The following is a 26,618-nucleotide window of genomic DNA, read 5'->3' on the forward strand; positions in this document are numbered from 1 at the left end:
CATGGCCTGGCGGCTTTACGCCCTGGATCTTTCCCGCCTCGAGGGCCCCGCGGAAGGGGTGGAGGCCTCGCCTGGGGTCTGGGATGGGACGCCGGGCGCCCAGGAGGGTTACCTGGCCAGCTTCTACCCCCTGGAGGAACCCTGGGAGGCCAGAAGGGCCCATCCCCTCCCCTGGCCCGAGCCCCTTTACTTCGTGGACGGCCGGGAGCGGGCGGAGGCGGTGCTTTCCGACGGGAGGAGGCTTGCCCTCTTGGGGTGCGTGGCCGCCGGTGCCGTGGTTTATCAGCGAGGGAATATGCGCCTGCTGGAAACCAGGGTGCGCCGGGTAGGGGTGGGGTTGGAGGAGGCCTTGCGCCTGGGGAAGCTGGTGTACGAACCCCTGCCCCTCGAGGGCCCTCCGAACCCGGGGGACGTCCTTACGGCCCTTCAGGAGGGTTTGCGGAAGGCCAGGACCCTCTTGGAGGAGCAGCTGGCCGAAGCCCTCGCAGGAGGCCTTCTCGTGGTGGACGGTCCCGTGCGCTTAAGGCGGCAGGGCCCGGTTTTGGGGTACATCAAGACCCACTGGGCCCGTTACCTCCCCGAGGACAGGGAGGCCCTCCTCTCCACCCTGAAGCCCGGGGAGCGCACCCCCATGTTTAGGGTGCGCCGGAAGGGGCAGGAACTGGCCAGCTGGTACCTGCGCCTGCCCCTGCCCCCCGAGGGAGTGCGCCCGCCGGAAAGCGGGCTTCTGCGGGTGGAAACCCCGCTACAGGGGGATTTCGGCGCCTTGGCGGACCTATCCTTAAGCCTCTTTCCCGCCCTAGCCTCCCACCCGGTGAAGGACCCCAGGGCCCCGCAGAACCTCCTGCCCGTGGGGGGGCTTGAGCGGGAGCTTTCCCGCAGGATGGGAAGCCGGGAGGTGGTGGGCCGCCTCCTGGCACGGTATCTGGGAGGTGGTTGATGGAGCGCATCGGGGTGGTATTGGGTAGCCGGGAGGCCACTCCCCTGGAGTTCTGGGTGGGGGTGGAGGGGGAGGGTCTTCTGCGCCTGGACGACCTGGTGGTGGTGGAAGGGTTCCATCCCAAGGTGGGCAAGGTGCGGTACTTCGGCATGGTGGACCACGTGGCCAAGGTTCACGAGGGGGAAAGCTTTGACACGGACATCTTTTTGGCCGCGGAGGGCAAAATCCCCGTTTCCCTGGCCTACGTGGCCCACGTGAGCGTGACCCGCATCGTGCCCGAGGAGTTTTTCCCCCCAGACCCAGGCTCTGACGTCTACCTGGCCCAAGGGGAGGACCTGGAGCTGGCCCTCTACTACGACGCCATGAAAAACCAGAGGGGGAGCACCAAGCTTCCCGCGGGGTTTTTGAAAAACGGGGAGGTGGCCTACCTGAACCTGGAGTTTTTGAGCGGGGTGAAGGGGGGCCACGTGAACATCTCCGGCATCAGCGGGGTGGCGGCCAAGACCAGCTACGCCACCTTCCTCCTGAAGAGCCTTTTGGAAAGCGGGGTCCTCGAGGAGGCCCACCAGGCCAGGGTACTCCTCTTCAACGTGAAGGGGGAGGACCTCCTCTTCCTGGACAAGCCGAACCTAAGGCTTTCCGAGGAGGCCAAGGAGGAGTACCGCCGCCTGGGCCTTCCCCCTACCCCCTTTGGGAGCGTGCGCTTCCTGGCCCCGCCCAGGAAGGGAGGGGAGGGGATTCTCCCCGATGTGGAAACCCGCCTGGAGGGGGTGAAGGCCTACCACTGGGACCTGGTGCAGTTTGCCCAGAAGGGGCTTTTGCCCTTCCTCTTCACCGACAAGGGGGCCCTCACCAACCTGGGCTTCCTGGTGGCCCACGTGACGGAGAAGCTGAGGCGGCTTGCGGAGGGGCAGAAGGGGCCCCACCTCCTGGTGGCGGACTGGCTCGGAGGGGAGCTTCCCGAGGGGATCACCTTTGACGACCTGGGCAGGGTGCGGTTGAAAAGCTTTTCCGACCTGGTGCGCTACCTGGAGTACAAGCTTTTGGGCCCCGAAACGGGAGAGGGGGAGGGGGACCGGACCTGGACCGCCCGCCAGGCCCGGGGGACCCTCGAGGCCTTCGTGCGGCGCCTCCGCGCAAGCGTGGAGAACGTGGCCCACCTGGTCCGGGGAGACCGCAAGGGCAACCCCCCGGACCCCCTGGAAGGAGGGGAACAGGTCCACGTGGTGGACCTGGCCAAACTCTCCCCCCAGGGCCAGATGTTCGTGGTGGGGAGCCTTCTTTCCGACCTCTTCGCCAAAAAGGAGCGGGGCCAGTACCGAGGCCGGGTTTTCGTGGTGCTGGACGAGCTTAACAAGTACGCCCCCCGGGACGAGGAAAGCCCCATCAAGGACGTGCTCCTGGACATCGCCGAGCGCGGCCGCTCCCTGGGGGTGATCCTGATCGGAGCCCAGCAGACCGCCAGCGAGGTGGAGCGAAGGGTGGTGGGAAACGCCGCCATCCGGGTGGTGGGCCGCCTGGATGCCGCCGAGGCCGAGCGGCCCGAGTACCGCTACCTCCCCACCTCCTTCCGCCAACGGGCTCTGATCCTGCCCCAAGGGATGATGATCCTGCACCAGCCGGAGATCCCCGTACCCCTCCTCGTGCGCTTCCCCTTTCCCGCCTGGGCCACCAAGCGGGAGGAGGTCCTCGAGGACAACTCCGCCGAGGCCCTCAGGCGGGAGTTCTTCTAGTAGGATGGGGCTGCCATGAAGAAGACCCTGCTTTACCAAGCCCACCTGCGCCACGGGGGGCGCATGGTGGAGTTTGCCGGCCATGCCCTCCCCCTACAGTACACCTCCATTGTGGAGGAGCACCTGGCGGTGCGCCGGGGGGCTGGGCTTTTCGACGTGAGCCACATGGGGGAGTTCCTCATCCGGGGCAGGGAGGCCCTGGCCTTCCTCCAGTGGGCCACGGCCAACGATGCCGCCAAGCTAAAGGTGGGCCGGGCCCAGTACTCCATGCTCCCCAACGCCCGAGGGGGGGTGGTGGACGACATCTACCTGTACCGGCTTGCCGAAGAGGAGTACCTCATGGTGGTGAACGCCGCCAACATCGCCAAGGACTTCGCTCACCTGAAGGAGCTCTCCCGGGGCTTTGCCGTGGAGCTCACCGACCTTTCCGAGGAAACCGCCCTCCTGGCCCTGCAGGGTCCCAAGGCGGCTTCCCTCCTCCAGGGTTTGACCGACGCCGACCTTTCCCAAAGGAAAAAGAACGACGTGTTCAGCGCCCGGGTGGCGGGCCGTTCTGCCCGCCTGGCCCGCACCGGGTACACGGGGGAGGATGGCTTTGAGCTCTTTCTGGCTCCCGAGGATGCCGAGGCCGTCTTTGAAGCCCTTTTGGAGGCGGGAGCGACCCCGGCGGGCCTGGGAGCCCGGGACACCCTGAGGCTGGAGGCTGGGTTTCCCCTTTACGGCCACGAGCTTACCGACGACACCAACCCCCTGTGCACCCCCTGGGCCTGGGTGGTGAAGAAGGAGAAGGATTTCCACGGCAAGGAGGCGATGCTGGCCACGCCGTGCGCCGAGAGGCTCATCGGCCTGGTGCTGGAGGTGGGGATTCCCCGGGAGGGGTATAGGGTGTACTCCGGCGACCGGGCGGTGGGCCGGGTGACCAGCGGGGGTTATTCTCCCCTTTTGGAAAGGGGCATCGCCCTGGCCTATGTGGAGAAGGAGGCGCAGGAACCCTTCTTCGTGGAGGTTCGGGGGCGCAAGGCGGGAGCTTCCCTTAGCCCCTTGCCCTTTGTGCCGCTAAAATAGCGGGGGTTAGGAGGCGCTATGGATATACCCAAGGACCGCTTTTACACCAAGACCCACGAGTGGGCCCTACCCGAAGGGGATACGGTCTTAGTGGGCATCACCGACTACGCCCAGGATGCGCTTGGGGATGTGGTGTACGTGGAGCTCCCCGAGGTGGGGCGCAAGGTGGAGAAGGGGGAGGCGGTGGCCGTGGTGGAGAGCGTGAAGACCGCCTCCGACATCTACGCCCCGGTATCGGGTGAGGTGGTGGAGGTGAACACCGCTTTGGAGAAGACCCCGGAGCTCATCAACCAGGACCCTTATGGGGAGGGCTGGATCTTCCGCATCCGTCCCTTGGACATAGGGCACCTGGATGACCTGCTGGATGCCGCCGGCTACCAGGAGGTCTTGGAGAGCGAAGGGTAAGGCGGCCGGTATGGCGAGCTCTGGGCTTTGGAGTGCCCGGATGTCCTTAGCCGGGCGGCAGAGCCCTTTTGTGGCCCCGGGTCAAATGGCCCGGGGGTTTTGTTTAAGGATGATCCTATGGACTATACGCCCCATACCGAGGAAGAGATCCGGGCCATGCTGGAACGGGTGGGGGCCGGAAGCCTCGAGGACCTCTACCGGCACCTGCCAAAGGAGGTTTTAAACCCCGAGATTTCCCTGCCCGAGCCCTTACCCGAGTGGGCGGTGCTGGAGGAGCTCAAACGGCTTGCGGGAAGGAACAAGCCCGCCTTCAAAGCCTTTTTGGGAGGGGGGATACGAAGCCATCACACCCCGCCCGTGGTCCAGGCCCTGGCGAGCCGGGGGGAGTTCCTGACCGCCTATACCCCTTACCAGCCGGAGGTGAGCCAGGGGGTTTTGCAGGCCACCTTTGAGTACCAGACCATGGTGGCGGAGCTTGCGGGCCTCGAGGTGGCCAACGCCTCCATGTACGACGGGGCCACTGCCCTGGCGGAGGGGGTCCTTCTGGCCTTGAGGGAAACGGGAAGGATGCGGGTCCTGGTTTCCCAGGGGGTGCACCCGGAGTACCGGGAGGTGCTCAGGAGCTATTTGGAGGCGGTGGGGGCGGAGCTCATCACCCTGCCCCTGGAGGAGGGCCGCACCCCTTTGGGGGAGGTGCCCGAGGGTACGGGAGCCGTGGTGGCGCAAAACCCCAACTACCTGGGGGCCTTGGAGGATCTCGCCCCCTTGGCGGAGAGGGCCCATGGGGTGGGAGCGCTTTTCGTGGCGGTGGCCGACCCCCTTTCCCTGGGGGTTCTGGAGCCCCCGGGGGCTTATGGGGCGGATATCGCCGTGGGGGATGGCCAGACCCTGGGCCTGCCCATGGGGTTTGGCGGGCCCCACTTCGGGTACCTGGCCACCCGGAAGGCCTTCGTGCGCCAGATGCCTGGACGGTTGGTCTCGGAAACCGTGGACGCCGAGGGGAAGCGGGGCTACATCCTCACCCTCCAGGCCCGGGAGCAGTACATCCGCCGGGCCAAGGCCAAGAGCAACATCACCACCAACGCCCAGCTCACCGCCCTTATGGGGGCCATGTATCTGGCGGCCTTGGGGCCTTTGGGGCTTAAGGAGGTGGCCCTGAAAAGCGTGGCCATGGCCCACCGCCTCTGGGAGCTTCTTTTGGAGATCCCGGGGGTGGAGCCCTTCACCCCAAAGCCCTTTTTCAACGAGTTTGTTCTCAGGTTTCCTAAGGAACCCCAGGCGGTGCGGGAGGCCTTGGCGGCAAGGGGCTTCCACGCCGCCACCCCGGTGCCGAGGGAGTACGGGGAGAACCTCGCCCTCTTCGCCGCCACGGAGCTGCACCGAGAGGAGGACCTTTTGGCCCTTAAGGAGGCCATGCAGGAGGTGTTGGCATGAGCTATCCCTTGATCTTTGAGCGAAGCCGCCCGGGAAGGCGGGGCCTGAGGCTGGTGGAGGAGACGCCTGAGGCCACCCGCTACATCCCGGAGAAGTTCTTGCGCAAGGCCCCACCCCGGCTTCCCGAGGTGGATGAGCTCACCCTGGTGCGCCATTACACGGGGCTTTCCCGCCGCCAGGTGGGGGTGGACACCACCTTCTACCCCCTGGGCAGCTGCACCATGAAGTACAACCCCAAGCTCCACGAGGAGGCGGTGCGGCTTTTCGCCGACCTGCACCCCTACCAGGACCCGGGGACCGTCCAAGGAGCCTTGGAGCTCATGTGGCAGCTTTCGGAGTACTTGAAGGCCCTCACGGGCATGGACGCCATTACCCTGGAGCCTGCCGCCGGAGCCCACGGGGAGCTGACCGGAATCCTCATCATCCGCGCCTACCACGAGGACCGGGGGGAGGGGAAAGAGAGGCGGCTGGTTCTGGTGCCGGATTCTGCCCACGGTTCCAACCCCGCCACCGCCAGCATGGCGGGCTACCAGGTGAAGGAGGTTCCCTCGGGGCCGGATGGGGAGGTGGACCTCGAGGCCCTGAAGCGGGAGGTGGGTCCCCATGTGGCTGCCATCATGCTCACCAACCCCAATACCCTGGGCCTTTTTGAGCGGCGCATCCTGGAGATTTCCCGCATCAGCAAGGAGGCCGGGGTGCAGCTTTACTACGACGGGGCCAACCTGAACGCCATCATGGGCTGGGCCCGGCCGGGGGACATGGGCTTTGACGTGGTCCACCTGAACCTGCACAAGACCTTCACCGTGCCCCACGGGGGGGGCGGGCCGGGCTCGGGGCCCGTGGGGGTGAAGGCCCACCTGGCTCCCTACCTTCCCGTGCCCACGGTGGAGAGGGGCGAGGAAGGCTTCTACCTGAACTTTGACCTTCCCAAGAGCATCGGCCGGGTGCGGAGCTTTTACGGGAATTTCCTGGCCTTGGTGCGGGCCTGGGCGTATATCCGCACCCTGGGGCTAAAGGGCCTCAAGAAGGCGGCCGCCCTTTCCGTGCTCAACGCCCGTTACCTCAAGGAACTCCTCAAGGAGAAGGGGTACAAGGTACCCTACGACGGCCCTTGCATGCACGAGTTCGTGGCCCAGCCCCCCCAGGGCTTCCGCACCCTGGACCTGGCCAAGGGGCTTTTGGAGCTGGGCTTCCACCCGCCCACGGTCTACTTCCCCCTGATCGTCAAGGAGGCCCTGATGATCGAGCCCACGGAGACCGAGGGCAAGGAGACCCTCGAGGCTTTCGCCGAAGCCATGGGGGCCCTTCTGCAAAAGCCCAAGGCGTGGCTCGAGGGCGCCCCCTACTCCACGCCTGTGCGCCGCCTGGACGAGCTTCGGGCCAACAAATACCCCAAACTCACCTACTTTGACGAGCTGGGGATGCCCTAAGTGCCCGTGCACGAAGGGTGCTCCATTGGCAAAAGCAGAAGCGGCTTGACCGTAGCCTTTTTGGGGTCCCCGTCGTGGCTTGCGCCACGACGGGGTACTTAGGGGGGCAAAAAGGGGGCAGGGCCTAAGCCCTGCCCCCCTGGGCTTACCCGCCTACTTCACCACGGGAAGCCCCGCGTCCTTCCAGCCCTTGATGCCGCCGTTGATGTTGACGACGTTGTAACCTTGCCCCCGGAGGAAGACCAAGGCCATGGCGCCCCGGTGTCCGCCACCGCAGTAGACGATGATGGGCTTGCCCTTGGGTAGCTCGCCTACCCGCTTCGGCAGGTCACGGATGGGGATGTTCACCGCACCCTGGATGCGCTCCGCCTGGAACTCGTTGGGCTCCCGCACGTCCAGGATGAACACGTCCATGGCGTCCATCTGCTGCTTGGCCGCTGCCGGCAGGAGCATGTACCAGTTCCCCGCGGGGAGGTTGGAGAGGAAGTTGCCCACCTCCCGCACCGTAAGGGCGGAGAAGGTGGCCGTGGTGGCCTGTGCCAGAACCGGAAGAACCAGAAGGAGACCCAACCAACCGAGCTTCTTCATGCCTTTCATCGTGTACCTCCTATGCATTCCCTAGGGGTATCACCCCTAAAGGCCAAGACCTTGCCACTGGCCAGCGAAGACCAGGAGTGCCCGAAGACCGGCAGCCGCCAGGAGTCCCGCCCAGGGGGAAAGCCGCTTCCCCCAGAAGGTCCCCAGACCCAAGAGGAGGAAGAGGCCGTAGACCAAGCCTGCTTCCTCCCAGAGGTGCCCTCTGGCCTCCGTGCCCAGGGTGAGGGGATAGAGGAGGGCGAGGAGCAGGGAGGCCCCCACCAGAAGGCGCAACGGGTAAAAGGCCCACGGGCTTTTCAGAAGCGCCGCCACCCCTAGGGCCAAAACCACGGCGGTGAGGGGGAAAAGACCGGCCAGAAGGGCATTCCAGAGAGGCCGGTTTGCGTTTACCGCCAAGGCCATACCGGGGTAAGCGAGGGCCACCAGGCTAAAGGCCAGGAGAGCCCAGCTCAAGACCTTCTTTGGCCCCTTGCCCAGGTAAAGGAGCCCTGCGGAAAGGAAGGCCAAGCCAAGCCCCCAGGCTCCCCACCAGATGGGACTGCCTGGATGCACAGAGAGGAAAAGCCAGATGTGGGCGAAGCGGAAGCGGGCGGGAGACTCGGCCCAGAGGACGAAGAGGTCCAAGGCGATGAAGGCCAGGGCAAGAAGGGTGTAGCGCCGGGCCTCCTCGTGCCCCCTTAGTTGGAGGAGAGCAGCCAGAAAGGCCATTCCCCCCGCCAGCCCCACCAAGACGAAGTGCAGGGCGTTGGTCCAGTGCCAGAACTCTCCGGCGTTGGGGAGGCCGTAGAACTCAGTCATGGCGCACCTCGCTTTCCCGGGTGAGCCCCTTCTTGGAGGGGGCGTTCAGGTAGAAGAGCTTGGGCCTCGTACCCTGTTCGGGCCTGAGCACGTCCACCCGGCCCGCCTCCCTCAGGGCCTTGGACACGGGGCTTTCCGGGTCGTCCAGGTCCCCGAAGGTGCGGCAGTGCGTGGGGCAGGTTTCCACGCAGGCGGGGACGCGGCCCCTTTCCAGCCGGTGGGCGCAGAAGGTGCACTTGCTCACGTAGCCCGCGGGGTGCAGGTAGCGGGCATCGTAGGGGCAGGCGGCGATGCAGGCCCCACAGGCGATGCACTTCTTTGGGTCCACCAGCACCAACCCGTCCTCCCTTTGGTAGCTGGCCCCCGTGGGGCACACGGGCACACAAGGGGGGTTTGCGCAGTGCAGGCACTGCTCGGGACGGAACTCCACCAGGAGGCCTGGGTAGGCCCCCACCTCCCGCTCCCGGATCCAGAGATTGAAAACCCCTGGGGGTACCTGGTTTTCCATCTTGCAGGCCACCGCGCAGGCAGCGCAGCCCACACAGAGGGAGAGGTCTATGGCCATGGCGTAGCGGGGCATCACATCCTCCTTTCGTCAAAGGGCCGTTTGGCCAGCGTGTTCAGGGTGGGAAGCTTGGGCTTCTCGGCCTTCTCAAGCCGCACAAAGTTCACCCGCAGGCCTGCCCCGCCGGAGATGGGGTCCAACTTGTAACGGGTCTGCAGGTAGGCATCCGAGGCCCCCCGCCCGTTGGCGATCTTCATGAGGGGGGCCTTGTGGCCGAAGCCGTGGACGATGTAGACGCAGTCCTTTCGGATCCTTTCCGTGGCCTTCACCCGCACCGGGCCCTCCTTGACCCCGTCCTGGTTCACCAGGGTCGCGTAGTCCCCGTTCTTGAGCCCCAGCTTTTGCGCTTCCTCCCGATGGATCCAGACCTCGTTTTCCGGATCCATCTCCATGAGGACCCAGTTGTTCTGGGTGCGGGCGAAGGTGTGCACCGGGCTCCTGCCGTAGAGGAGGCGATAGTAACCCTGAGGTGGCTCCTCTGGAGGGGTGTAGATGGGGAGAGGCGAGTGTCCCGCCTCTTTAAACCTCTGGCAGTAAAGTTCGATCTTGCCCGAGGGGGTGCCGAAGGGGAGGCGGCCCTCCTTTTCCCAGTCCTCCAACCAGGGCTTGCCTCTCTGCACCAGGGTGCCCATGGTCTTCAGGGTTTCCAAGTCGAAGCCGATGCTCTGGAGGCGGGTGTTCAGGTACTCCTCAATGGTCTGCCAGGGGAAGAACTCCCCGAGGCCCAAGCGGTGGCCCAGCTCCCGGACAATCCACCACCCGGGCTTGGTGTCAAAGAGGGGTTCGTGGGCGGGCACCCGGAGCTGGATGAAGGGGGTCTTATGGGCCACGGCCACCAGGTCGTCGTAGCGCTCCAGGTAGGTGGCCTCGGGCAGGATCACGTCCGCCCACATCACGTGCTCCTGGGGCAGGACGTCGATGGCCACGTAAAGGTCCAGCCCCTTCAGGGCTTCCTTGGTACGGGGGACGCTGGGGATGGAGTGGAAGAGGTTGATACCGTAGGCGATGAGCCCCCGGATGGGGTAGGGCTTCCCCGTGAGCATGGGCTCGATCAGCTCCTGGATGGCGGTGGTGCGGGCGAAGAACTTGCCTTTGTCCGCCCTGGGACGGAAGCCCTCCGGTTCGGTGTCCGCGGCGGCCGGACCCGCGCACCCTCCGGCGGCGGGCTCGAGGGGAAGCGGCGGCGTAGGGTACTTGGGCAGGAAGGGGCTTTGGGCGATGTAGAAACCGCCCTTGCGCCCATAGTTCCCCAGAAGGACGTTCACGTAAAGGAGGGCCATCACCCGGTAGGTGTCGTCCCCGTACCAGGTGTTGTGCCGGGTGGGGGGCAGGACCGCCTGGGGCTTATGGGCCGCCATCTCCCGGGCCACCTGGCGGATGGTTGCTGCGGGGATTTCCGTGTGCTTTTCGGCCCACTCGGGGGTGAAGTCCTTCACGTGGGCTTTGAGTTCCTCAAAGCCCGTGGTGTACTTCTCCACGTACGCCTTGTCGTAGAGATCCTCGTAGATGAGCACGTGGATCCAGGCCAGGAGGAGGGCGGTGTCGGTGCCGGGCTTGATGGGAAGCCACAGGTGGGCCTTGGCGGCGGCGGTGGAGAAGCGGGGGTCCACCACCACCAGCTTGGCCCCCCGCTTCATGGCCAGGGAGAAGTCCTGGAGCTGGGTGTTGTGGGTGTCCTCGCCGATGTGGTGGCCGATGAGGACGATGTAGCGGGCGTTTTCCCAGTCCACGGGCTCGTGGCCGCCGATGGGCCGGCCGAAGACCCACTGGGAGGCCACCTCCCGGGGGGCGGTGCAGATGGCCACCGAGGGCTTGGCGGCGTTGGGGCTGCCCCAGGCGGCGGGCAGGAAGTCCACGAACCAGGAGTCCCCGGTGCCGTGGCCGAAGAAGGCGATGGCTTCGGAGCCGTACTTCTCCTTGATCGCCAGCATCTTTTGGGCCACGTAGTCCAAGGCTTCCTCCCACGTGGCCACCCGGTACTTGCCCTCCCCACGCTGGCTCCCTTCCACACGGATCAGGGGCCGCTTCAGGCGGTCGGGGTCGTAGGTGGTCTGGGGCGCGCCCTGGCCCCGGGGGCAGAGCCGGCCCCGGCTTTTGGGGTTGGCCTCGTAACCCTCCACCTTGTACACCCGGTTCCCCACCGCATGGGCTACGATGCCGCACCGCCAGAAGCATCCCTCGCAGATCTGGTAGACGCTTCGTACCCCCTGCCGGTACCAAGGGGTCTTTATGGCCTTGGCAGGGCCGCTTCCCCGAAGGGCCAAAGCGCCTGCGGCCAGGGTGCTAAGCTTGAGAAAATCCCGTCTTTGCATGGATACCCTCCTGTAAGAGGTCCACCAAGGTGGCGTAGAAGCCCGTGGGGTCGTGGGCCTTCACCTGGGGAGCAAAGCGGTCCAGCCAGGGCTTGAGGAACTCCAGGGCAAGCCTCTTTGCCAGATGGGGGTTTTTGTCCGCCAGGAGGGCGATGGCCTCCCCAATGGCGGCGATGTGGTCGGGCAGGTCCCGCCAGGTGGCCTGCACCTCGAGGCCTCCTTCCCGGTAAAGCTCCTGGAGGCGGTGGAAGGAGGGGCCGAAGAGCTCCCCATCCAGGGCATAGCCCGCATAGGGCGGGGCGGGAAGCCCCTCGGGGTGGGTGACAAAGAGGGCGGTGTAGGCGGCCTGGAGTTCCCGGGGCGCCACCTTGGGCAGGGCCACGGGGTGGCCGGTAAGTTCCTCCAGGGCTTCCTCCAGGGTGCCCGCATAGAGCTCCCGGAAGAGGGCCTCTCCCGGTGGGGAGAAGAAGCTTGCCGTGACCCAGCCCAAGAGTTCCATGCCTCACCTCCTGGGCTTAAGATAGGGCTTGCCCTCTCTTTCACAAGACAGAGGGTTTTACCTGTGTCTGTCGGAAGATTTCCTAGGGCAAATGTCCTTGGGAAGAATGTCCCAAGCGGGGTCAGGGGCTTGGGGCTGCCCTAAGTACCCCCGCGNCGTGAGCACTTAGGCTAGGCCCTGCTCCCGGGCCCAGCGCACCAGGTCGGGGGTGTCCATGAGCCCCAGCTTGTTCAGGGCCCGCCCCTTGTAGGTGGAGGCGGTCTTCACGGAAATCCCCAGGCGCTCGGCCACCTGGGAGAGGGTGTAGCCCTGGGCCAGAAGGGCCACCACCGCCCGCTCCCTGTCCGAAAGAACCTCGGGTCCCGGTTCCGCCTGCCCCTCCAGAAGCGCCTCGGTCAGGCTGGGGTGGAGGTAGCGGAGGCCCCTTCCCAGGCGCTCCAGAGCCTCCAGAAGATCCTGGTCCAGGGCATGTTTGGGCAGGTATCCCTTGGCCCCCAGGGCGAAGGCCCGGGCCACGTAGGCGGGCTCGTCGTGCATGGAAACCACCAGGACCTTGGCCCTTTTGGCCAGGAGGGGGAGGGCCTCGAGGCCCCCCATGCCCGGCAGGTTCAGGTCCAAAAAGACCAGCTCGGCCTCCCAGGGTGCGGCCAGGGCCTCCTCCGCCCGGGCGAACTCCGCCGCCACCTGGTGGCCACCTTCCTCCAGGAGAAGGCGAAGGCCCTTGCGCACCAGGTGGTGGTCCTCCACCAAGACCACCCTCATAGGGGCACCCCGAACTCCACCTCCGTGCCCTGGCCGGGCTTGCTACGCAAGGCGAAGCTTCCCCCCAGGCTTTGGATGCGTTCCTGCATGCCCAAAAGCCCTACGGAAGGAGGGGTTGTTTCGGGGTCAAACCCCCGGCCGTCATCCTTCACCATGCCGAAGAGGCGATCCCCCTCTTGCCAGAGGCGCACGGATACCCGCCGGGCTTGGGCATGGCGCAGGACATTGGTCAGGGCCTCCTGCACCACGCGGAAGAGGGCCACTTCCTTCTCCTTGGGCAGGTGGGGTAGGTCCAGCTCAGCCACCACCTGAAGGCCATGTTGGCGGTATTCCTCCAGGTAGCGGGACAGGGCTTCCTTAAGCCCTAGATCGTCCAGGAAGGGCATGCGGAGTTCCCGGGAAAGCCGCCGGACCTCCTCGAGGGCCTCCGCCACCCGTTTGCGGGCCTCGGGGAGCTTCTCGGGGTGCTTTTCCGCCACCTTCAAGGTAAGGAGGGCGGCGGTGAGGAGGCTTCCCACCCCGTCGTGAAGTTCCCGGCCCACCCGGCGCCTTTCCTCCTCCTGGGTGGCCAGGAGCCTCCCCGCCAGCTCCAGCCCCGGGCGCTTCAGGGCCAGGAGGAGGAGGGAAGGGAGGGCCTCAGGGGCTTCTCGGCCTTCGTGGAGGCTCAACACCACCACCGCCAGGGTCTTTTCCCCCTGCTTCACCGGAATGGCCACGAAGGATCCCTCCTTCACCGCCCCTCCCCGCCTTAGGGCTTCCTCGGCCAGGGGACGGGAGCGGGCCACCAGGGGACAGGTGGTCCGGCAGGCCTGCATCTGGAAAAGGGAGAGGCCTTCGCCCACCCAGTAGGCCTCGCCGCAGCGGATGATCCCCGCCTCCTCCAGGGCCGCCAGGGCGCGGCGGAAGACCTCCTGCCTCCCCCGGGCGCCCACCAAGGCCTCGGCCAAGCCTGCGCAGTCCACAACTCCAGCCTATCCGGGCCCCACCGGGAAGGATGTCCCCCGAAGGGGTCTTATGGGCTACCTAGAGGCCAAAGTACGCGCGGGCCGAGGCCACATCCTGGGCGATCTGGGCCTTGAGCTCCTCGAGGCTATCGAAACGTTTCTCCTCCCGCAGGCGCTTGAGGAAGGACAGGCGCATCTCCTCCCCGTAAAGCTCCCCGGCAAAACCCAGAAGATGCACCTCGAGCCTTCTTTCCCTACCGTTTACCGTGGGCCTAGTGCCCACGTTGGCCACACCCTTGTAGCGGCCAAAGGATCCCTGGGCCTCCACGGCGAACACACCTGGGGGGAGGATCTTCTGGGGGTGAACGGCCAGGTTGGCGGTGGGAAAGCCCAGCTTCCTTCCCAGCTTTTCCCCTTCCACCACCACCCCGTAGGCCCCGTAGGGCCGGCCCAGGAGGTGGCGCGCCTCCTCCACCCGGCCCTCTTGCAGAAGGGTGCGGATGCGGCTGCTTTTCACCGATTCCCCTCCCAGGGCTAAAAGGGGAACGATGCGCACCGGGGCCACCTGGGCCAGATCCTCCGGGCCCCCGCCCCGGCCCTTGCCAAAACGGAAGTCTTCCCCCACATAGATGCGGCTGGCTCCAAGCCGCCTTAGGTCCTCCAGGAACTCCCCTGCCTCCCTCTGGGCGAAGGTTTCGTTGAAGGCCACCGCCAGGATCAGCTCCACCCCCAGGGCCCTTAAGGCCTCCACCTTCTCCGTAAGGTCCATCAGGAACCCCTCGCCCCGGGTGAAGACCTTGGTGGGGGGGTCAAAGGTGTAGACCAGAAGGGGCTGGTGGAGGCTCTTGGCCTCGGCCAGGGCCTGGTGGAGCAGGTACTGGTGGCCCAGGTGTACCCCGTCGAAGGAGCCCACCGCCACCACCTTGGCTCCCTTGGGAACGTCAGCGACCTCGGAGAAAAGCATGGTAGTAAAGCACGCCCACCAGGCCGGTGGCGGAAAACTCCACCTCGCCCTTCTGGTGCATCTCTAAGGCCCTTTCCGGTTCCAGCCAGACCACCTCGATCTCCTCGTCTTCGTCCGGCGCGGCCTGGGTTTCCCGCAGGTTGCTGGCCAAAAAGACGTGGGTCTTTTCGTCGGTGAAGCCCGGGGACACGTAGTAGCTGAAAAGGGGCGCAAGGTCCCCCGCAAGCCCAGTTTCCTCGGCCAGCTCCCGGCGGGCGGCCTCCAGGGGGTCCTCCCCGGGCTCTATAAGCCCCGCGGGGATCTCCAGGGGGGCCAGGCCCACCGCCGGACGGTGCTGGCGCACGAAGAGCATCCTTCCCTCCCGCACGGCCACAATGGCCACCGCGGGCTTGTGCTCCACGATCTCGTAACGGCCTTCCAGGGCCAGGCTCAGGATGCGGCCCCGGTAGAGGTAGGTGCGGCTCACGTTCCCATGTTAAGGCCAAAAGCCCCGGGGGTGTTCCCCGGGGCGATCGTATGGGGATCACTGAAGGGCGTTCAGGGTGGCCAGGAGGACGGCCCGGGTGTAGGTGGGGTTATGCACGCCCTTGGAGCCGTCGTTTTCCAGGAGGAGGTAGTTCCAGCTGGCCCGGACGATGGGGTCCTTGGTGGCGAAGACCGGCTGGCCCTTCTCGTCCCGGATGTCCCCAAGCTGGCTGTAGAGCACGGCGCCGTCGGTGAGGGTCATCTTGAAGGCGATCTGCCCAGCAATGGAGGTGATCTCCACCCGGTAAACCGGAGCCTTGACGGGGGTGTTGGGGGTGAACTGGCCGGTTTCGGGGTTGTAGGCCCGCACGGTCTTGATGCGGTCCCTTACCGCCAGCACCCGGGCGTTCACCTTGCTGCGCAGGAGGGAGAGGAGGTGGGCGGTATTTTCCTGGACCATTTCCTTGGTGTACTTGGTGCCGTGGCAGGAAGCGCAGAGGTTTTCCGGGGTCTTGAAGGTATGGCTGGAGTACTCCCCGGTCCCCGCCAGGCTCATGTGGCAGGTGGAGCAGGCGTTCCCCGTGAAGAAGGCGTGGGGGTTGGGCCACTCCTTGGTGTCGTCCACGAAGAAGGCGTTCTTGCCCAGGATCACGTCCCCTTGGCTCGAGGCGTGAGGAGGGGTGTAGCGGCCCGGGTCCTCGGCGTTCCAGGTGATGCGGCCGTTTCGGGTGTTGTGACAGGCGATGCACAAAGCAGCGTTGCCCACGGCCGTGGCCTTAAACCCCGAGGGAAGCATGGGGGTGTCGTTGGCCAGGCGCAGATCCCCGTCCTCGTCGTGGCAGGCCTTGCAGGTGACGGGCTTGACCTGGTCCTGGGTCAGGCCCAAGGACTTGAGGTAGTCCACGGTGGCCGGCTTGCCGTCTGGGCCCACCAGGTTCCCGGGGTTGCCCTTCTTGAGCTGGTCCAGCCAGGCGAGGAAGCCCTGCTCGCTGTGGCAGCGGGCGCAGTGGGCGGCACCCTCGGCCCGGGCTTCCACCGTGGCCACGCTCAGGGTTTTGGCCCCCATCAGCCCGTTGTTGTGGGCGCTCTGCTCCCACTCCTTTTGGATGGCCTCCTTGTTGGACAGGGCCACCATCAAACCAAGGGCCAGCAGGGCCAGTAGGGCTCTTTTCATAAACGCCACCTCCTTACGAGGAGAGTTCACACCCCTGTTAACACCTAAGTCAAGGGTAATATGTCCCGGGGAGCGGGGTTGACGGAGGGTTTCCTCGAGTCAACCCGAAAAGGGCTTGGGTAGGCCCAGCGGGTATACTGGCGGCGTGTACGGGGTGTTGGTGTGGCCCCCGGAGGACCTGAGGCGCTTCCTGGAGGAGCTTCAGGCCCTTCACGGGATCAGGGGCTTCGGCCCCCCGCACCTTAACCTGCGCCAGCCCTTTGACTGGCCCTATGAAGAGGAGGCTTTAAAGATCGCCCTTGCGGGCATCCTTCGGGGGCACGCGCCCTTTCGCCTGCGCCTCGGGGGGTGGGGGTATTTCCCCCAGGGGGTGGTCTACCTGAGGGCCTATGGGGGTACCCCCTTCCGGCGCCTCTACCACGCCCTGGAACCCTTGGCCCCGCCCCTGAAGGAGATCGAAGGGCCCAGCTACCTGCCCCACATCACCCTGGCCCTAGGGCTATCCGAGGAGGAGGCAAGGAGGCTGGCGCAGGAGCTTCCCGCTCCCCAAAGGCGCTCCTTCTTGGTGAAGGAAGTGGCCTTGGTGCGGGATGAAGACGAGGGCCACCTCCAGGAGGTGGCCCGTTTCCCCCTTGGTGTGGGGCGGGGTCTTGGCTAATCCAGGAAGTCCCTGAGCTTCCGGGTGCGGGACTCGTGGTACTTGAGCTTCCTTAAGGCCTTGTTCTCAATCTGGCGGATGCGCTCCCGGGTGACCCCGAAGTAGGCCCCCACCTCCTCGAGGGTGTGCTCCCGCCCGTCAATCAGCCCTTTGCGGAGTTTCAGCACCATGGCCTCGCGCTCGGAAAGCTTGGAGAGGGCCTTTTCCAGTTCCTCGGCCAGGAGGCTCTGGGCGGCGGCGTCTACAGGGGAGGGAAGGTTCTCGTCGGGGATGAAATCCCCGTAGAAGCTGTCCTTTTCGTCCCCGATGGGGGTCTCCAGGGAAACCGGTTCCTGGGCGATCTTGAGGGTTTCCTCCACCCGCTTGGCGTCCCAGCCCGGGCCCATGGCCTCAGCGATCTCCTCGTAGGTGGGCTCGCGGCCCAGCTCCTGTTGGAGGGAACGGGCGGTGCGGGAGAGCTTGTTGATGGTCTCCACCATGTGGACGGGGATGCGGATGGTGCGGGCCTGGTCGGCGATGGCCCGGTTGATGGCCTGGCGGATCCACCAGGTGGCGTAGGTGGAGAACTTGAAGCGCCGTTTGTACTCGAACTTCTCCACGGCCCGGATGAGGCCCTGGTTGCCCTCCTGGATCAGATCCAGGAAGGAAAGCCCGCGGCCGGTGTATTTCTTGGCGATGGAGACCACCAGCCTCAGGTTGGCCTCTATGAGGTGCTGCCTGGCGGCCTCCCCCTCGCGGGCGAGGTGCAGGTAGCGCTTAAGCTCCTTGGGAAGGCTTTTGAGCTTTTGGTCAATCTCCTCCACCGTCTTGGGGTCCAGTTTCTCCCTTAGGCCGGGGATCTGGCTGATGCGGGCTGTTCCCAGGATCTTGGCCCGCACCACCTCGCGGATTAAATCCTGGTCCAGCCCCGTGGCCTCGGAGAGCTTTTTAATGGCCTCCATGCCCTCCTCCACCTTGCGGGCCAGCTCGATCTCCTCCTCCAGGGTGAGGAGGGGGACCTGGCCGATCTCGTGCAAGTACTGGCGCACGGGATCGGAGGTGGAAACCTTGGGCAGGGCCAGCTCCTCCTCTTCCTCGAAGAGCTCCTCGCCCAGGTAGTCCGGGGAAGGGCCTTCCTCGGGAAGAAGGAGGTCGTCGGCTTCCAGGTAGCTCTCGTCCGCCATGGGATCCAGGGGCTCGTCCAGGAAGATCTCGGGGGCGAGTTCGGGCTCCTCCGCCTCGAGGTGGGGTTCTTCCGGAGCCTCCTCCAGGTAGCTTCCTTGGAGGGGATCCTTGGCCTCGGGTGCCATTTCCTCCTCGTGAGGGATTTCCTCTTTTACCTCCAGGGGGGCCGGTGGGGCCTTCTTCCGGTGTTTCGAGGTGGCTCCTCCGGAGCCGGCTTTGGCCGAGGAGGCCTCAGGGGATTTCTCCATGGCGTTTATGGATTCTTGGGTTTGGACGGTCATCCTTTCCTCTTCCCCAGCGGTAACCGGTTTCGCCTTGGTCTTGGTCTTCTTCAACGTGGACCTCCCTCCTTGGGGTTTTTATCCCCCTTTGGTCTTCTGGGCGAAGAGCACCTTGTACTCCCTCACCAGAAGCGTCCTAAAAGCGCCAAAGCGCTCTTCCAGTAGGGGCTCGTACTTGAGAAAGGGGTTTGCCACCAGAAAAAACCCACCGCCCGGCCTTAGCCGGGCCGCCGCCGCTTCCACGAAGGCCTGGGCCACATCCAGGATAACCGCTCCCCCCACGTGAAAGGGGGGATTCGTAACTATGATGTCAAATACCTCGCCTTCTGTCAAGGCCTCGTCCACATCGGAGTGGAGCACCCGGGCGGTAAGGCGGTTTTCCGCCAGGCTCCTTTTCAAGGAAAGGACCGAGACCAGGTCGTCCTCGAGGGCGGTCACCTCCCCCCCCAGGCGGGCCAGGGACAGGGTGGGGGCTCCGTAGCCGGCTCCCAGGTCCAGGATGCTTTTCCCCGTTAGGTCCTTCCCTAACTCCCCTGCCAGGGCCTCGAGGAGAAGCACCGAGGCCTTGTCCACCTTACCAGCGGAAAAGACCCCTGGCAGGTGAACGAAGGTGAAGGCCTCCCCCAGAAGCCTTGCCTGGAAGGGGTGCCAGAGGGAGGGTAGGGGTGGGGCTTCCCTTTCCTTTTCCAGAAGGGCCACCCGCACCGGGCCTTCCCGCTTGAGGACCATGCCGTAGCCCAGAAGGGCCCGGGCTTCCTTGAAGTAGCGCTCAAAGCCCTTGTTCTTATCCCCGGCCAGGTAGACCCGGCCCCCCATCCTCAAGGCCCGGGCGGCGGCCACCAAGGAGGCCTCTACGTAGGCGGTGCCCCGGCCTGCGGGCAGGGCCAGGACCACCAGGTCGTAGGCGTTTTCCTCCGCTTCCCAAGGAGGGGCCAGGCGGGCTTTCAGGCCGCTGGCCTGGAGGCAACGGAAGGCGGCCCTGGAGGTTTCCAGCCTCTCCACCTCCATCCGGCCCTCCAGGGGAAGGCTTCCCAGACCCACCCCGGGGTTGGGGTCCAGGGCCCTTTCACCAAAGGGGGCCACGGTGCTTTGCAGGAGTTCGTAGACCGGGTCCCGGTACCCCCGGGCCCCCTGCTTCACGTAAAGCATCCCCCCGGGCCGGGGCAGAGGGGTGAGGCGGTGGTACGCGGCTAGGGTCATGCCCACACGCCAAGGATACGGGGCTTGGGGGGAAGGGGCAAATGTGATAACATTCCTTTTCAAGCCGCCCCTTGGGCGGAAAGGAGGCAAGCGTGTCCCTGGTCGTGCAAAAATATGGCGGCACCTCCGTGGGCGACCTGGAGCGCATCCACAAGGTGGCCCAGCGCATCGCCCATTACCGGGAGAAGGGGCATAGGCTGGCGGTGGTGGTCTCGGCCATGGGCCACACCACCGATGAGCTCATTGCCCTGGCCAAGCGGGTGAATCCGAGACCCCCCTTCCGGGAGCTGGACCTCCTCACCACCACCGGGGAGCAGGTTTCCGTGGCCCTCCTTTCCATGCAGCTCTGGGCCATGGGCATCCCGGCCAGGGGTTTTGTGCAGCACCAGATTGGCCTCCTCACGGATGGCCGCTACGGCGATGCCAGGATCCTGGAGGTGAACCCAAACCGCATCCAAGAGGCCCTGGACCAGGGGTATGTGGCGGTGATCGCCGGCTTCATGGGCACCACCAGGGAAGGGGAGATCACCACCTTGGGCCGGGGGGGGTCGGACACCACCGCCGTGGCCATCGCCGCCGCCTTGGGGGCTAAGGAGTGCGAGATCTACACGGACACGGAAGGGGTTTACACCACGGACCCCCACCTAATTCCCGAGGCCCGGAAGCTTGAGGTGATCGGCTACGACCAGATGCTGGAGATGGCTGCCCTGGGGGCCAGGGTCCTCCACCCCAGGGCGGTGTACTATGCCAAGCATTACGGGGTGGTGCTCCACGTGCGCTCCAGCTTTTCCTACAACCCCGGTACCCTGGTGAAGGAGGTCAACATGGAAATGGGCAAGGTGGTGACGGGTGCGGCCTTGGATCTGGACCACGCCCAGATCGGGCTTATCGGGATCCCCGACCAGCCGGGGATCGCCGCCAAGGTCTTCCAGGCCCTGGCCGAGCGGGGCATCGCCGTGGACATGATCATCCAGGGGGTTCCCGGGCACGATCCCTCCCGGCAGCAGATGGCCTTCACCGTGAAGAAGGATTTCGCCCAGGAGGCCCTCGAGGCCCTAGAACCCGTCCTGGCGGAAATCGGGGGAGAGGCCCTTCTCCGCCCTGACATCGCCAAGGTCTCCATCGTGGGGGTGGGGCTGGCCTCGGCCCCGGAGATCCCCGCCAGGATGTTCCAGGCGGTGGCCTCCACCGGGGCCAACATCGAGATGATCGCCACCAGCGAGGTGCGCATCTCCGTCATCATCCCCGCCCAGTACGCGGAGGCCGCCTTAAGGGCGGTGCACCAGGCCTTTGAGCTGGATAAACCCTGATGGAAAGGCTCTTCCTGTCCTGGGAGGGGCTCCTTCGCCTGGTGCGCCACCTGGCCAGCAGGCTTCAGGGGGAGGAGTTTGACCTCATCCTGGGCATCGCCCGGGGTGGGCTCATCCCCACCGCCCTTCTGGCCCAGGCCCTGGGCGCACGGGACATCCTCACGGCGGCGGTGATGTTCTACGAGGGGGAGGAAACCCTTCCTGAGCCCGTCTTTTTGCAGTTCCCCCCAGACCCCCTGCTTTTCGGCAAGCGGGTTTTGGTGGTGGATGACGTGTGGGACTCGGGGCGGACGGCCCTGGCGGTGAAGGCCCGGGTCCGCCAGGCGGGAGGGTTTCCCCTGGTGGCCACCCTGCACTTTAAGCCCAGCCGGAACCAGGTGCCGGACGAACCCGACGTGTACGCCGAGGCCACGGAGGCCTGGGTGGTCTACCCTTGGGCCCCCGAGGCCTGGCTAAAAACCTAACCCCACTAAGCCCTAGATAAGCCCTAGGGCCTTCACCTGTTCCATCTCGTCCAGCAGCTCCTTTGCGGTGATCTCCATCCGCTTCCTGGCGAACTCGTTGATCTCCAGGCCCTGGACGATCTCGTACTTCCCGTCCCTGGCGGTGACGGGGAAGGAGTAGACGATGCCCTCGGGAACCCCGTAGGAACCATCCGAAGGAATGGCCATGGAAACCCAGTCCCCCTCGGGGGTGCCCAGGGCCCAATCGCGGATGTGCTCGATGGCGGCGTTGGCGGCGCTGGCGGCGCTGGAGGCGCCCCGGGCCTGGATGATGGCCGCTCCCCTTTGGGCCACGGTGGGGATGAACTCCTTCTCGTACCAGTCCATGTCCACCAGCTCCAGGGCGGATTTCCCGTCCACCTCCGCATGGAAGAGGTCGGGGAACATGGTGGAGGAGTGGTTACCCCACACGGCAATGCGGCGGATCCGGTCCACGGGAACCCCCGTCTTCTTGGAAAGCTGGGCCTTGGCCCGGTTGTGGTCCAGCCGGGTCATGGCGGTGAAGTTTTTGGGGTCAAGGCCCTCTGCGTTTTTGTAGGCGATGAGGGCGTTGGTGTTTGCGGGGTTGCCCACCACCAGGACCTTGACGTCCCGCTTGGCCACCTCGGCCAGGGCCCGGCCCTGTTCGGTGAAGATCTTGCCGTTCATCTCCAGGAGGTCGCGGCGCTCCATGCCCGCCTTCCTGGGGGCCGCCCCCACCAGAAGGGCATAGTCTGCATCTTTAAAGGCTACCCTGGGGTCGTCCGTGGCCACGATCCCCGCCAAAAGGGGGAAGGCGCAGTCCTCGAGCTCCATGATGACGCCCTCCAGGGCTCTCAGGGCCTGGGGAATCTCCAGGAGCTGGAGGATCACGGGCTGGTCCTTTTCCAGCATCTCGCCTGCGGCGATGCGGAAAAGAAGGCTGTAACCGATCTGGCCGGCAGCGCCGGTGACCGCCACACGAACGGGGCTTTTCATCCTTTACCTCCTTGGGCCTAAGCCCGAAAGGATTTTACCTTAAAGCTTCCGGTAGATGCGCCGTTCCGCCTCTATGGCCTGGTCCAGTTCCTGGATTTCCCGCAAGATCTCCATGCTGGGGTTGCGGTTCAGCTCCTCCTTCAGTTTGGCCCGGCGCTCCAGGTAGTAAGCCTCCCGCAAGCGGGCCAGGGTTTTTTCCAGGAGTTCTGGGAACCTGGGCTCGTCCACAGAGGGGACCAGCATCAACCTTTCCAGAAGGATGCCCCCCGCCTCCTTGCGGCTTAGCACCTGGCGCAGGTAGTCGCGGCGGGATCCAAGGTAGCCTTGTGGCTGACCGCGGCCGGCCAGCTCCAGGAACTCGGAAAGCAAGGAGCCTTCCGGGGGCCAGACGTGAAGGGCCGTGTGGTGCACCCACTCGGCCAAGCGTTCCTCCGGCAGGGAAAGGAGGAGGGCCATCACGTCCAGCTCCAGTAGGAGCACCCGGTTTTGGGGCTCGGCCTTAGGGGGTTGGGGGGGTGGGCGCCGGCCCCGCTTGAGGCTGGCCAGGTAGTCCTCCAGCTGGCGCGGGGAAAGGCCCAACCGCTCCACCACCAGGGCCTTAAGGCGGTCGGCCACCGGGTCAAAGGGCTCAGGGGAGAGCATCCTGGGGGTGAGGGCTTCCAGGACTTTCCGCTTGTGCTCGGGGCGGGTCAGGTCCAGGTTCCGGGTGGCCTCCTGGAAGCGGAACTCCACCTCGGGAAGGGCTTCTTCTAAGGCTTTCTGGAATAGGGCCGGGCCCTCGGGCAGAAGAAGGAGGTCGCCCGGGTCCTTGCTGGGCAGGCGCACCGCATAGAAGAGGAACCTCCGAGCTAGGGCCAAGTCCAGGCTCTGCAAGGTGGCCTTTTGCCCAGCCTCGTCGGCATCAAAGGCCAGGTAGACCTCCCGCACCTCCTGCATCTCGAGAAGGCGGGCTTGCTCCTCGGAAAGCCCCGAGCCCAAGACCGCCACCGCCTCGGCGAAGCCCATCTGGTGCAGGGCGATGGCGTCAAAAAGCCCCTCCACCACGATGGCCCTTCCTTCCCGCAGCTTGGCCTTGGCCTCGGGGTAGGCGAAGAGCACCTCCCGTTTGCGGAAGAGGGGGGTTTCCGGGGAGTTTAGGTACTTGGGGGTTTCCTCCCCCAAGGCCCTTCCCGTGAAGGCCACGATCCTGCCCAGGTGGTCCTTGATGGGGAAGGTGATGCGGTTCCTAAAGCGGTCGTAAAAGCGCCCGTCCTTTTCCGCCAGGACCCCGGCCTTAAGGCCCTCCTCCGGGCTGATGCCGTGCCGGCTCAGGTAGGTGAGGAGGCCGTCTCCCCTGGCCGGGGCGTAGCCCAGGCCGAAGCGGGCGAGGCTTTCCGGGGAAAGCCCCCGCCTTTGCAGGTACTCCTGGGCCTCGAGGGAAGCCTTGAGCCCCTCCAGGAAGTACTCCTGGGAGAGCTTGAGGACGTCCAAAAGCTCCCGGCGCTTGGCGGGGGCGCCCGCTTGGGGGATCTCCACCCCCGCCTCCTCCGCCAGGCGCTCCAGGGCCCCCATGAAGTCCAGGCCCTCTATCCTTTCCACAAAGGCGAAGAGGTCGCCTCCCGCTTTGCACCCGAAGCAGTGGAAAAGCCCATTCTCCTCGTCCACGTAAAAGGAGGGGGTCTTCTCCTGGTGGAAGGGGCAGAGGCCTTTCCAGCGGCCGCGGCCTGCAGGCTTTAAAGCCACGTACCGGGAAACCACCTCCTTTAGGGAGAGGCGGCGCTTTATGGCCTCAACCGCTTGAGCCCTTTCCATCCTACCCCCCGCCTACGCCAAAGCCCTAGGACCCACCTTCCCAGGATACCGTAACCGCGGAGGGGGTCTTCCGGCTCGCTCCCCGCCAGAAAGGCCTGCCAGACTTGGGTTAGGGGCACGGAGGGGGTGAAGCTTAGGAGGTGTTCCACCCTTTCCCCTTCCTCCAGAAGGAGCTGGGCCCGGAGGAGCCTCGCCACCTCCAGGTGCACCGCAAACCCCGTGCGGTGGGTCTGGTAGAGGAGGTACTGGGAGAGGGTCTGGGCCCTCCTTGGGGCCTTGGGCCAAAGGTAGAGGGCCAGGGAGGTCAGGGCCAGGTGGTAGACGTAGGGGTTGGAAAGCCTGCGGCCTTCCCGCAGGGCTTCCTTGAGGAGGGGCGTGGGATCCTGGCCCTTTTGCCAGCGGTGGTGGGCCAGGGCCAGTACCCCAAGGGCCTTGCCGTCGGGGTGGTGCAGGGCCATCTGGAAGAGATCCTCCCGGAAACGCCCCCGGAGGATCCAGGCGGAAAGGAGGGCGGCAGCCAGCCAGGGGTGGGGCATCTGGCGGTAGGCGGCCTCGCCCTCCTCCAGGGCCTCCTTTAGGCGGCCGGTTTCCAGGAGGAGGCGGATCCGGGTGGCGTGGTAGCGGGTCCTGGCCTCCAGGTCCGCTTCTCGGTAGGCGGGCGGGGGATGGGGTTCTGCCGGGAGGAGGGATTCCGCCTCCAGATAGCGGCCCAGGTCCATGAGAAGGCCCGCCCTCAGGCTTTGCCCGTGGAGCCTCAAGGAGGCGGGCACCAAGGGATGGAACTCGCTGAGGACCTCGAGGGCCTGCCGGGGCTGGAAGGCCCGCCACAAGGCCCCCGCCACCTGGAGGCGGGCCTGGGCTTCCTCCAAGGGGTAGGGCTTGAGGCCCGGGAGCAGGGGGAGGAGGGCGAGGGAGTTTCGGGCCTGCCGAAAGTCTTGCAGGATAGGGTCTTGGGACCTGGGACCTCCAGGGGCTTCCCCAGCCAAGCCCAAGGAGGCCTGGGCGTCCTGGAGCTCCTTTTCAAGGGCTTCCCGCCAAGGGGGAGGGGCAACCTCGAGGGCCTTTTGGTAAAGGGGTATGGCCCGTTCCGGCTGGCCTTGCCGCCAGGCTTCCTGGGCGAGAAGCCGGAAGGCCTGGGCGGCTTCCCGCTCCTGCATGGCCTCTCTTAGGTGGAGGGCCATGGGCCAGAAGGCTCCCTTTTCCCGGTAAAACCGGGCGGCCGTCCGGTGCCAGGCCTTGGCCTGCTCCTCAGGCACCAGGGCCCGGGCCACCTGGACCATCTCAGGCAGGGGCCTACCCCCTTGCGTGAGGCCCTCCTCCTCCAGGCGCTTGGCGGAGAAGGTCCCCGCCAGTTCCCCCAGGAGTTCCCTAAGGTGCTCCTCGCGCCGTTCCTCCCCGGGGAGGCTGGCCAGGGCTTCCTCCATTACCCCCAGGATCAAAAGGGCCTGCCGTTCCCCCGGGGGGAGGGCGTCCAAGGCGGGTTGCAGGGCCAATAGGGGAGGGGCCTTGAGGCCCTGGACCTCCAGGATGGGGTGAAATAGGGGCCTCCGGCTTTCCACCAGGACCGAGAGGTTGGGGAAGGAATGCCGAAGAAGGGCCCGCAGGATGCGGTCCGGGGCGTGGAGGTTTTTGGCCACCAGGAGGAGGGGGTGGGGCAGGTTTTCCAAAACCCTTTTCCAGGCTTCCTGGATGGCCGCCTCCAGGGCTTCCCTGTCCCAGGGGGGGCGGGCCACCCTAGCCAACCTAGCCCCTGCGGGGCCCTTTTCCTCGAGGCCCAGGCTGTAGCGGAGGGCCAGGGAAAGTTCGGGGGAAAGGTCCACCAGGCCCAGCAGGGCTTCCGGGTGGCCGAAGGCTTGCTCCACCGCCTGGCGCAGGGTGGTGCGCAGGGGGGTTTCCGGCCCCATGCGTTCCAGGACCACCACGGGGTGAGGGGACGCTTCCAAAAACTTATCCAGAAGAAGGGTCTTGCCGCTTCCCGGCGGGCCCACCAGGTTCAGGCGGGCGGGAGGGTGGGAAAAGGTTTCCTGGAGAAGGCGAAGGAGGTTCTGGCCTTCCGGGCCGAGGTCCACCCGGACCGTCCTAACCCGAAAGACTTCCACCGCCCCTAGCCCCTTGGCCTCCCGGAAGCCCAGGCGTTCCGCTTCCACCCCTGGGGCCAGGGCCAGGGTTTGGGGCTCGGTGAGCACCTCCCCAGGGGGGGCCATCTTGCTAAGCCGCTCGGCCAAGACCACCGGGGGGCCCACCGCGGTAGGCTCCCCCGCCTGGCCATTTCCCAAGGGAGCCCAAAGCACCTCCCCGCTGGACACCCCGGCGCGGGCGGGTAGGCGGGAGGTGCGCACCATCTCCAAGGCGGCCTCCAGGGCCCGCCAGGGCTCTTTGCCTCGAGCCCTTGGGGCCCCGAAGAGGACCAGGATCCCGTCCCCCAGGAAGCGGTGGACAAACCCTCCCTTGGCCCGAGCCACGCGGGCGGCTTCCTCCAAGGCCCTCTGCAGGTGATGGTAGGCGGTTTCCAGGCCGGCCTGAAAGTGCTGGCTGGAATCCACCAAATCGTAGAAGAGGACGCTCACATACCGCCTTTCCTCGGGCAGGAGGGCCCACAGGGCCCGGCCGCAGGCCATGCAGAATCGGGCCTCAGGGGGGTTCTTCTGCCCGCACTCGCAGCGCATC

Annotated in this window: 24 protein-coding genes; 9 read left to right on the top strand and 15 right to left on the bottom strand. The window is 65.9% G+C overall.

The genetic code is table 11. The annotated features are described in order from the left end of the window. Window position 1 precedes the first annotated feature (1 nt). The 6 genes from C2847_RS01800 to gcvPB all read left to right on the top strand — a co-directional run bounded on the left by C2847_RS01800 (window position 2) and on the right by gcvPB (window position 7,007). Window positions 2–940, top strand: a complete 939-nt coding sequence (locus tag C2847_RS01800; protein ID WP_105316780.1) for a DNA double-strand break repair nuclease NurA — start codon at window positions 2–4, stop codon at window positions 938–940. After that, window positions 940–2,673, top strand: coding sequence for an ATP-binding protein (locus tag C2847_RS01805; RefSeq protein ID WP_105316781.1), 1,734 nt, complete (start codon window positions 940–942; stop codon window positions 2,671–2,673). The genes C2847_RS01800 and C2847_RS01805 overlap by 1 nt, the downstream gene beginning before the upstream one ends. Window positions 2,674–2,688: 15 nt before the next feature. After that, a complete protein-coding gene (gene gcvT, locus C2847_RS01810; RefSeq protein ID WP_105316782.1) occupies window positions 2,689–3,738 on the top strand; it encodes a glycine cleavage system aminomethyltransferase GcvT in 1,050 nt (349 codons plus the stop codon). Window positions 3,739–3,756: 18 nt separating this feature from the next. After that, window positions 3,757–4,143: a glycine cleavage system protein GcvH gene (gene gcvH, locus C2847_RS01815; protein ID WP_105316783.1), complete on the top strand. Its 387-nt coding sequence runs from the start codon at window positions 3,757–3,759 to the stop codon at window positions 4,141–4,143. A gap of 117 nt (window positions 4,144–4,260) precedes the next feature. Then, window positions 4,261–5,577: an aminomethyl-transferring glycine dehydrogenase subunit GcvPA gene (gcvPA, locus tag C2847_RS01820; protein ID WP_105316784.1), complete on the top strand. Its 1,317-nt coding sequence runs from the start codon at window positions 4,261–4,263 to the stop codon at window positions 5,575–5,577. Beyond that, window positions 5,574–7,007, top strand: a complete 1,434-nt coding sequence (gene gcvPB / locus C2847_RS01825; RefSeq protein WP_105316785.1) for an aminomethyl-transferring glycine dehydrogenase subunit GcvPB — start codon at window positions 5,574–5,576, stop codon at window positions 7,005–7,007. The genes gcvPA and gcvPB overlap by 4 nt, the downstream gene beginning before the upstream one ends. 153 nt (window positions 7,008–7,160) lie before the next feature. On the opposite strand, the gene C2847_RS01830 is transcribed toward gcvPB, so the two are convergent. The 10 genes from C2847_RS01830 to C2847_RS01875 form a co-directional block, all read right to left on the bottom strand. Next, window positions 7,161–7,604, bottom strand: coding sequence for a rhodanese-like domain-containing protein (locus tag C2847_RS01830; protein ID WP_105316786.1), 444 nt, complete (start codon window positions 7,602–7,604; stop codon window positions 7,161–7,163). Window positions 7,605–7,640: 36 nt separating this feature from the next. After that, window positions 7,641–8,402 carry a polysulfide reductase NrfD family protein gene (locus C2847_RS01835; protein WP_105316787.1) on the bottom strand — a complete coding sequence of 254 codons (762 nt, stop codon included), beginning with the start codon at window positions 8,400–8,402 and terminating at the stop codon, window positions 7,641–7,643. After that, on the bottom strand, window positions 8,395–8,982 hold the full coding sequence (locus tag C2847_RS01840) for a 4Fe-4S dicluster domain-containing protein (RefSeq protein ID WP_105316788.1): 588 nt from the start codon (window positions 8,980–8,982) through the stop codon (window positions 8,395–8,397). Before C2847_RS01840 ends, C2847_RS01835 begins: the two co-directional genes overlap by 8 nt. Further along, window positions 8,982–11,279 (bottom strand): molybdopterin-dependent oxidoreductase, encoded by a 2,298-nt coding sequence (locus C2847_RS01845; protein ID WP_105316789.1) that lies wholly within the window; start codon window positions 11,277–11,279, stop codon window positions 8,982–8,984. The genes C2847_RS01840 and C2847_RS01845 overlap by 1 nt, the downstream gene beginning before the upstream one ends. Beyond that, complete coding sequence (locus C2847_RS01850; RefSeq protein ID WP_105316790.1) at window positions 11,251–11,778, bottom strand: TorD/DmsD family molecular chaperone; 528 nt, start codon at window positions 11,776–11,778, stop codon at window positions 11,251–11,253. Before C2847_RS01850 ends, C2847_RS01845 begins: the two co-directional genes overlap by 29 nt. Before the next feature lie 165 nt (window positions 11,779–11,943). After that, a complete protein-coding gene (locus C2847_RS01855; protein ID WP_105316791.1) occupies window positions 11,944–12,540 on the bottom strand; it encodes a response regulator in 597 nt (198 codons plus the stop codon). Further along, a complete protein-coding gene (locus C2847_RS01860; protein ID WP_105316792.1) occupies window positions 12,537–13,502 on the bottom strand; it encodes a sensor histidine kinase in 966 nt (321 codons plus the stop codon). Before C2847_RS01860 ends, C2847_RS01855 begins: the two co-directional genes overlap by 4 nt. 61 nt (window positions 13,503–13,563) lie before the next feature. Further along, entirely contained in the window at window positions 13,564–14,448 is an 885-nt protein-coding gene (gene ribF / locus C2847_RS01865; RefSeq protein WP_105316793.1) for a riboflavin biosynthesis protein RibF, read from the bottom strand. After that, window positions 14,426–14,914 carry an NUDIX domain-containing protein gene (locus C2847_RS01870; RefSeq protein ID WP_105316794.1) on the bottom strand — a complete coding sequence of 163 codons (489 nt, stop codon included), beginning with the start codon at window positions 14,912–14,914 and terminating at the stop codon, window positions 14,426–14,428. Before C2847_RS01870 ends, ribF begins: the two co-directional genes overlap by 23 nt. Before the next feature lie 57 nt (window positions 14,915–14,971). Beyond that, window positions 14,972–16,087 (bottom strand): hypothetical protein, encoded by a 1,116-nt coding sequence (locus C2847_RS01875; protein ID WP_105316795.1) that lies wholly within the window; start codon window positions 16,085–16,087, stop codon window positions 14,972–14,974. 145 nt (window positions 16,088–16,232) lie between these two features. Here C2847_RS01875 and C2847_RS01880 point away from each other — a divergent pair, with 145 nt between their 5' ends. Next, a complete protein-coding gene (locus tag C2847_RS01880; protein ID WP_105316796.1) occupies window positions 16,233–16,745 on the top strand; it encodes a 2'-5' RNA ligase family protein in 513 nt (170 codons plus the stop codon). Here the strand turns inward: C2847_RS01880 and rpoD are convergent. Further along, window positions 16,742–18,244, bottom strand: a complete 1,503-nt coding sequence (rpoD, locus tag C2847_RS01885; protein WP_105316797.1) for an RNA polymerase sigma factor RpoD — start codon at window positions 18,242–18,244, stop codon at window positions 16,742–16,744. The two genes, C2847_RS01880 and rpoD, sit on opposite strands and share 4 nt — an antisense overlap. Before the next feature lie 24 nt (window positions 18,245–18,268). Next, a complete protein-coding gene (locus C2847_RS01890) occupies window positions 18,269–19,390 on the bottom strand; it encodes a class I SAM-dependent methyltransferase (RefSeq protein WP_425275071.1) in 1,122 nt (373 codons plus the stop codon). Window positions 19,391–19,482: 92 nt separating this feature from the next. Here C2847_RS01890 and C2847_RS01895 point away from each other — a divergent pair, with 92 nt between their 5' ends. Together C2847_RS01895 and C2847_RS01900 are read left to right on the top strand one after the other, a co-directional pair. Next, window positions 19,483–20,700 carry an aspartate kinase gene (locus tag C2847_RS01895; RefSeq protein ID WP_105316799.1) on the top strand — a complete coding sequence of 406 codons (1,218 nt, stop codon included), beginning with the start codon at window positions 19,483–19,485 and terminating at the stop codon, window positions 20,698–20,700. Continuing rightward, entirely contained in the window at window positions 20,700–21,164 is a 465-nt protein-coding gene (locus C2847_RS01900; RefSeq protein WP_105316800.1) for a phosphoribosyltransferase, read from the top strand. The genes C2847_RS01895 and C2847_RS01900 overlap by 1 nt, the downstream gene beginning before the upstream one ends. A 12-nt stretch (window positions 21,165–21,176) precedes the next feature. Here C2847_RS01900 and C2847_RS01905 read toward each other — a convergent pair whose 3' ends face one another. Genes C2847_RS01905 through C2847_RS01915 form a run of 3 tightly spaced genes read right to left on the bottom strand, consistent with a single transcriptional unit; the run spans window position 21,177 to window position 26,617 of the window. Next, window positions 21,177–22,160 (bottom strand): malate dehydrogenase, encoded by a 984-nt coding sequence (locus C2847_RS01905; RefSeq protein ID WP_105316801.1) that lies wholly within the window; start codon window positions 22,158–22,160, stop codon window positions 21,177–21,179. A gap of 39 nt (window positions 22,161–22,199) precedes the next feature. After that, entirely contained in the window at window positions 22,200–23,951 is a 1,752-nt protein-coding gene (dnaG, locus tag C2847_RS01910; protein WP_105316802.1) for a DNA primase, read from the bottom strand. Then, window positions 23,921–26,617, bottom strand: coding sequence for an AAA family ATPase (locus C2847_RS01915; RefSeq protein WP_105316803.1), 2,697 nt, complete (start codon window positions 26,615–26,617; stop codon window positions 23,921–23,923). Before C2847_RS01915 ends, dnaG begins: the two co-directional genes overlap by 31 nt. Window position 26,618: the final 1 nt, after the last annotated feature.

The sequence above is a fragment of the Thermus tenuipuniceus genome (assembly GCF_002964845.1).
In the GTDB taxonomy this organism is placed as follows: Bacteria; Deinococcota; Deinococci; order Deinococcales; family Thermaceae; genus Thermus; species Thermus tenuipuniceus.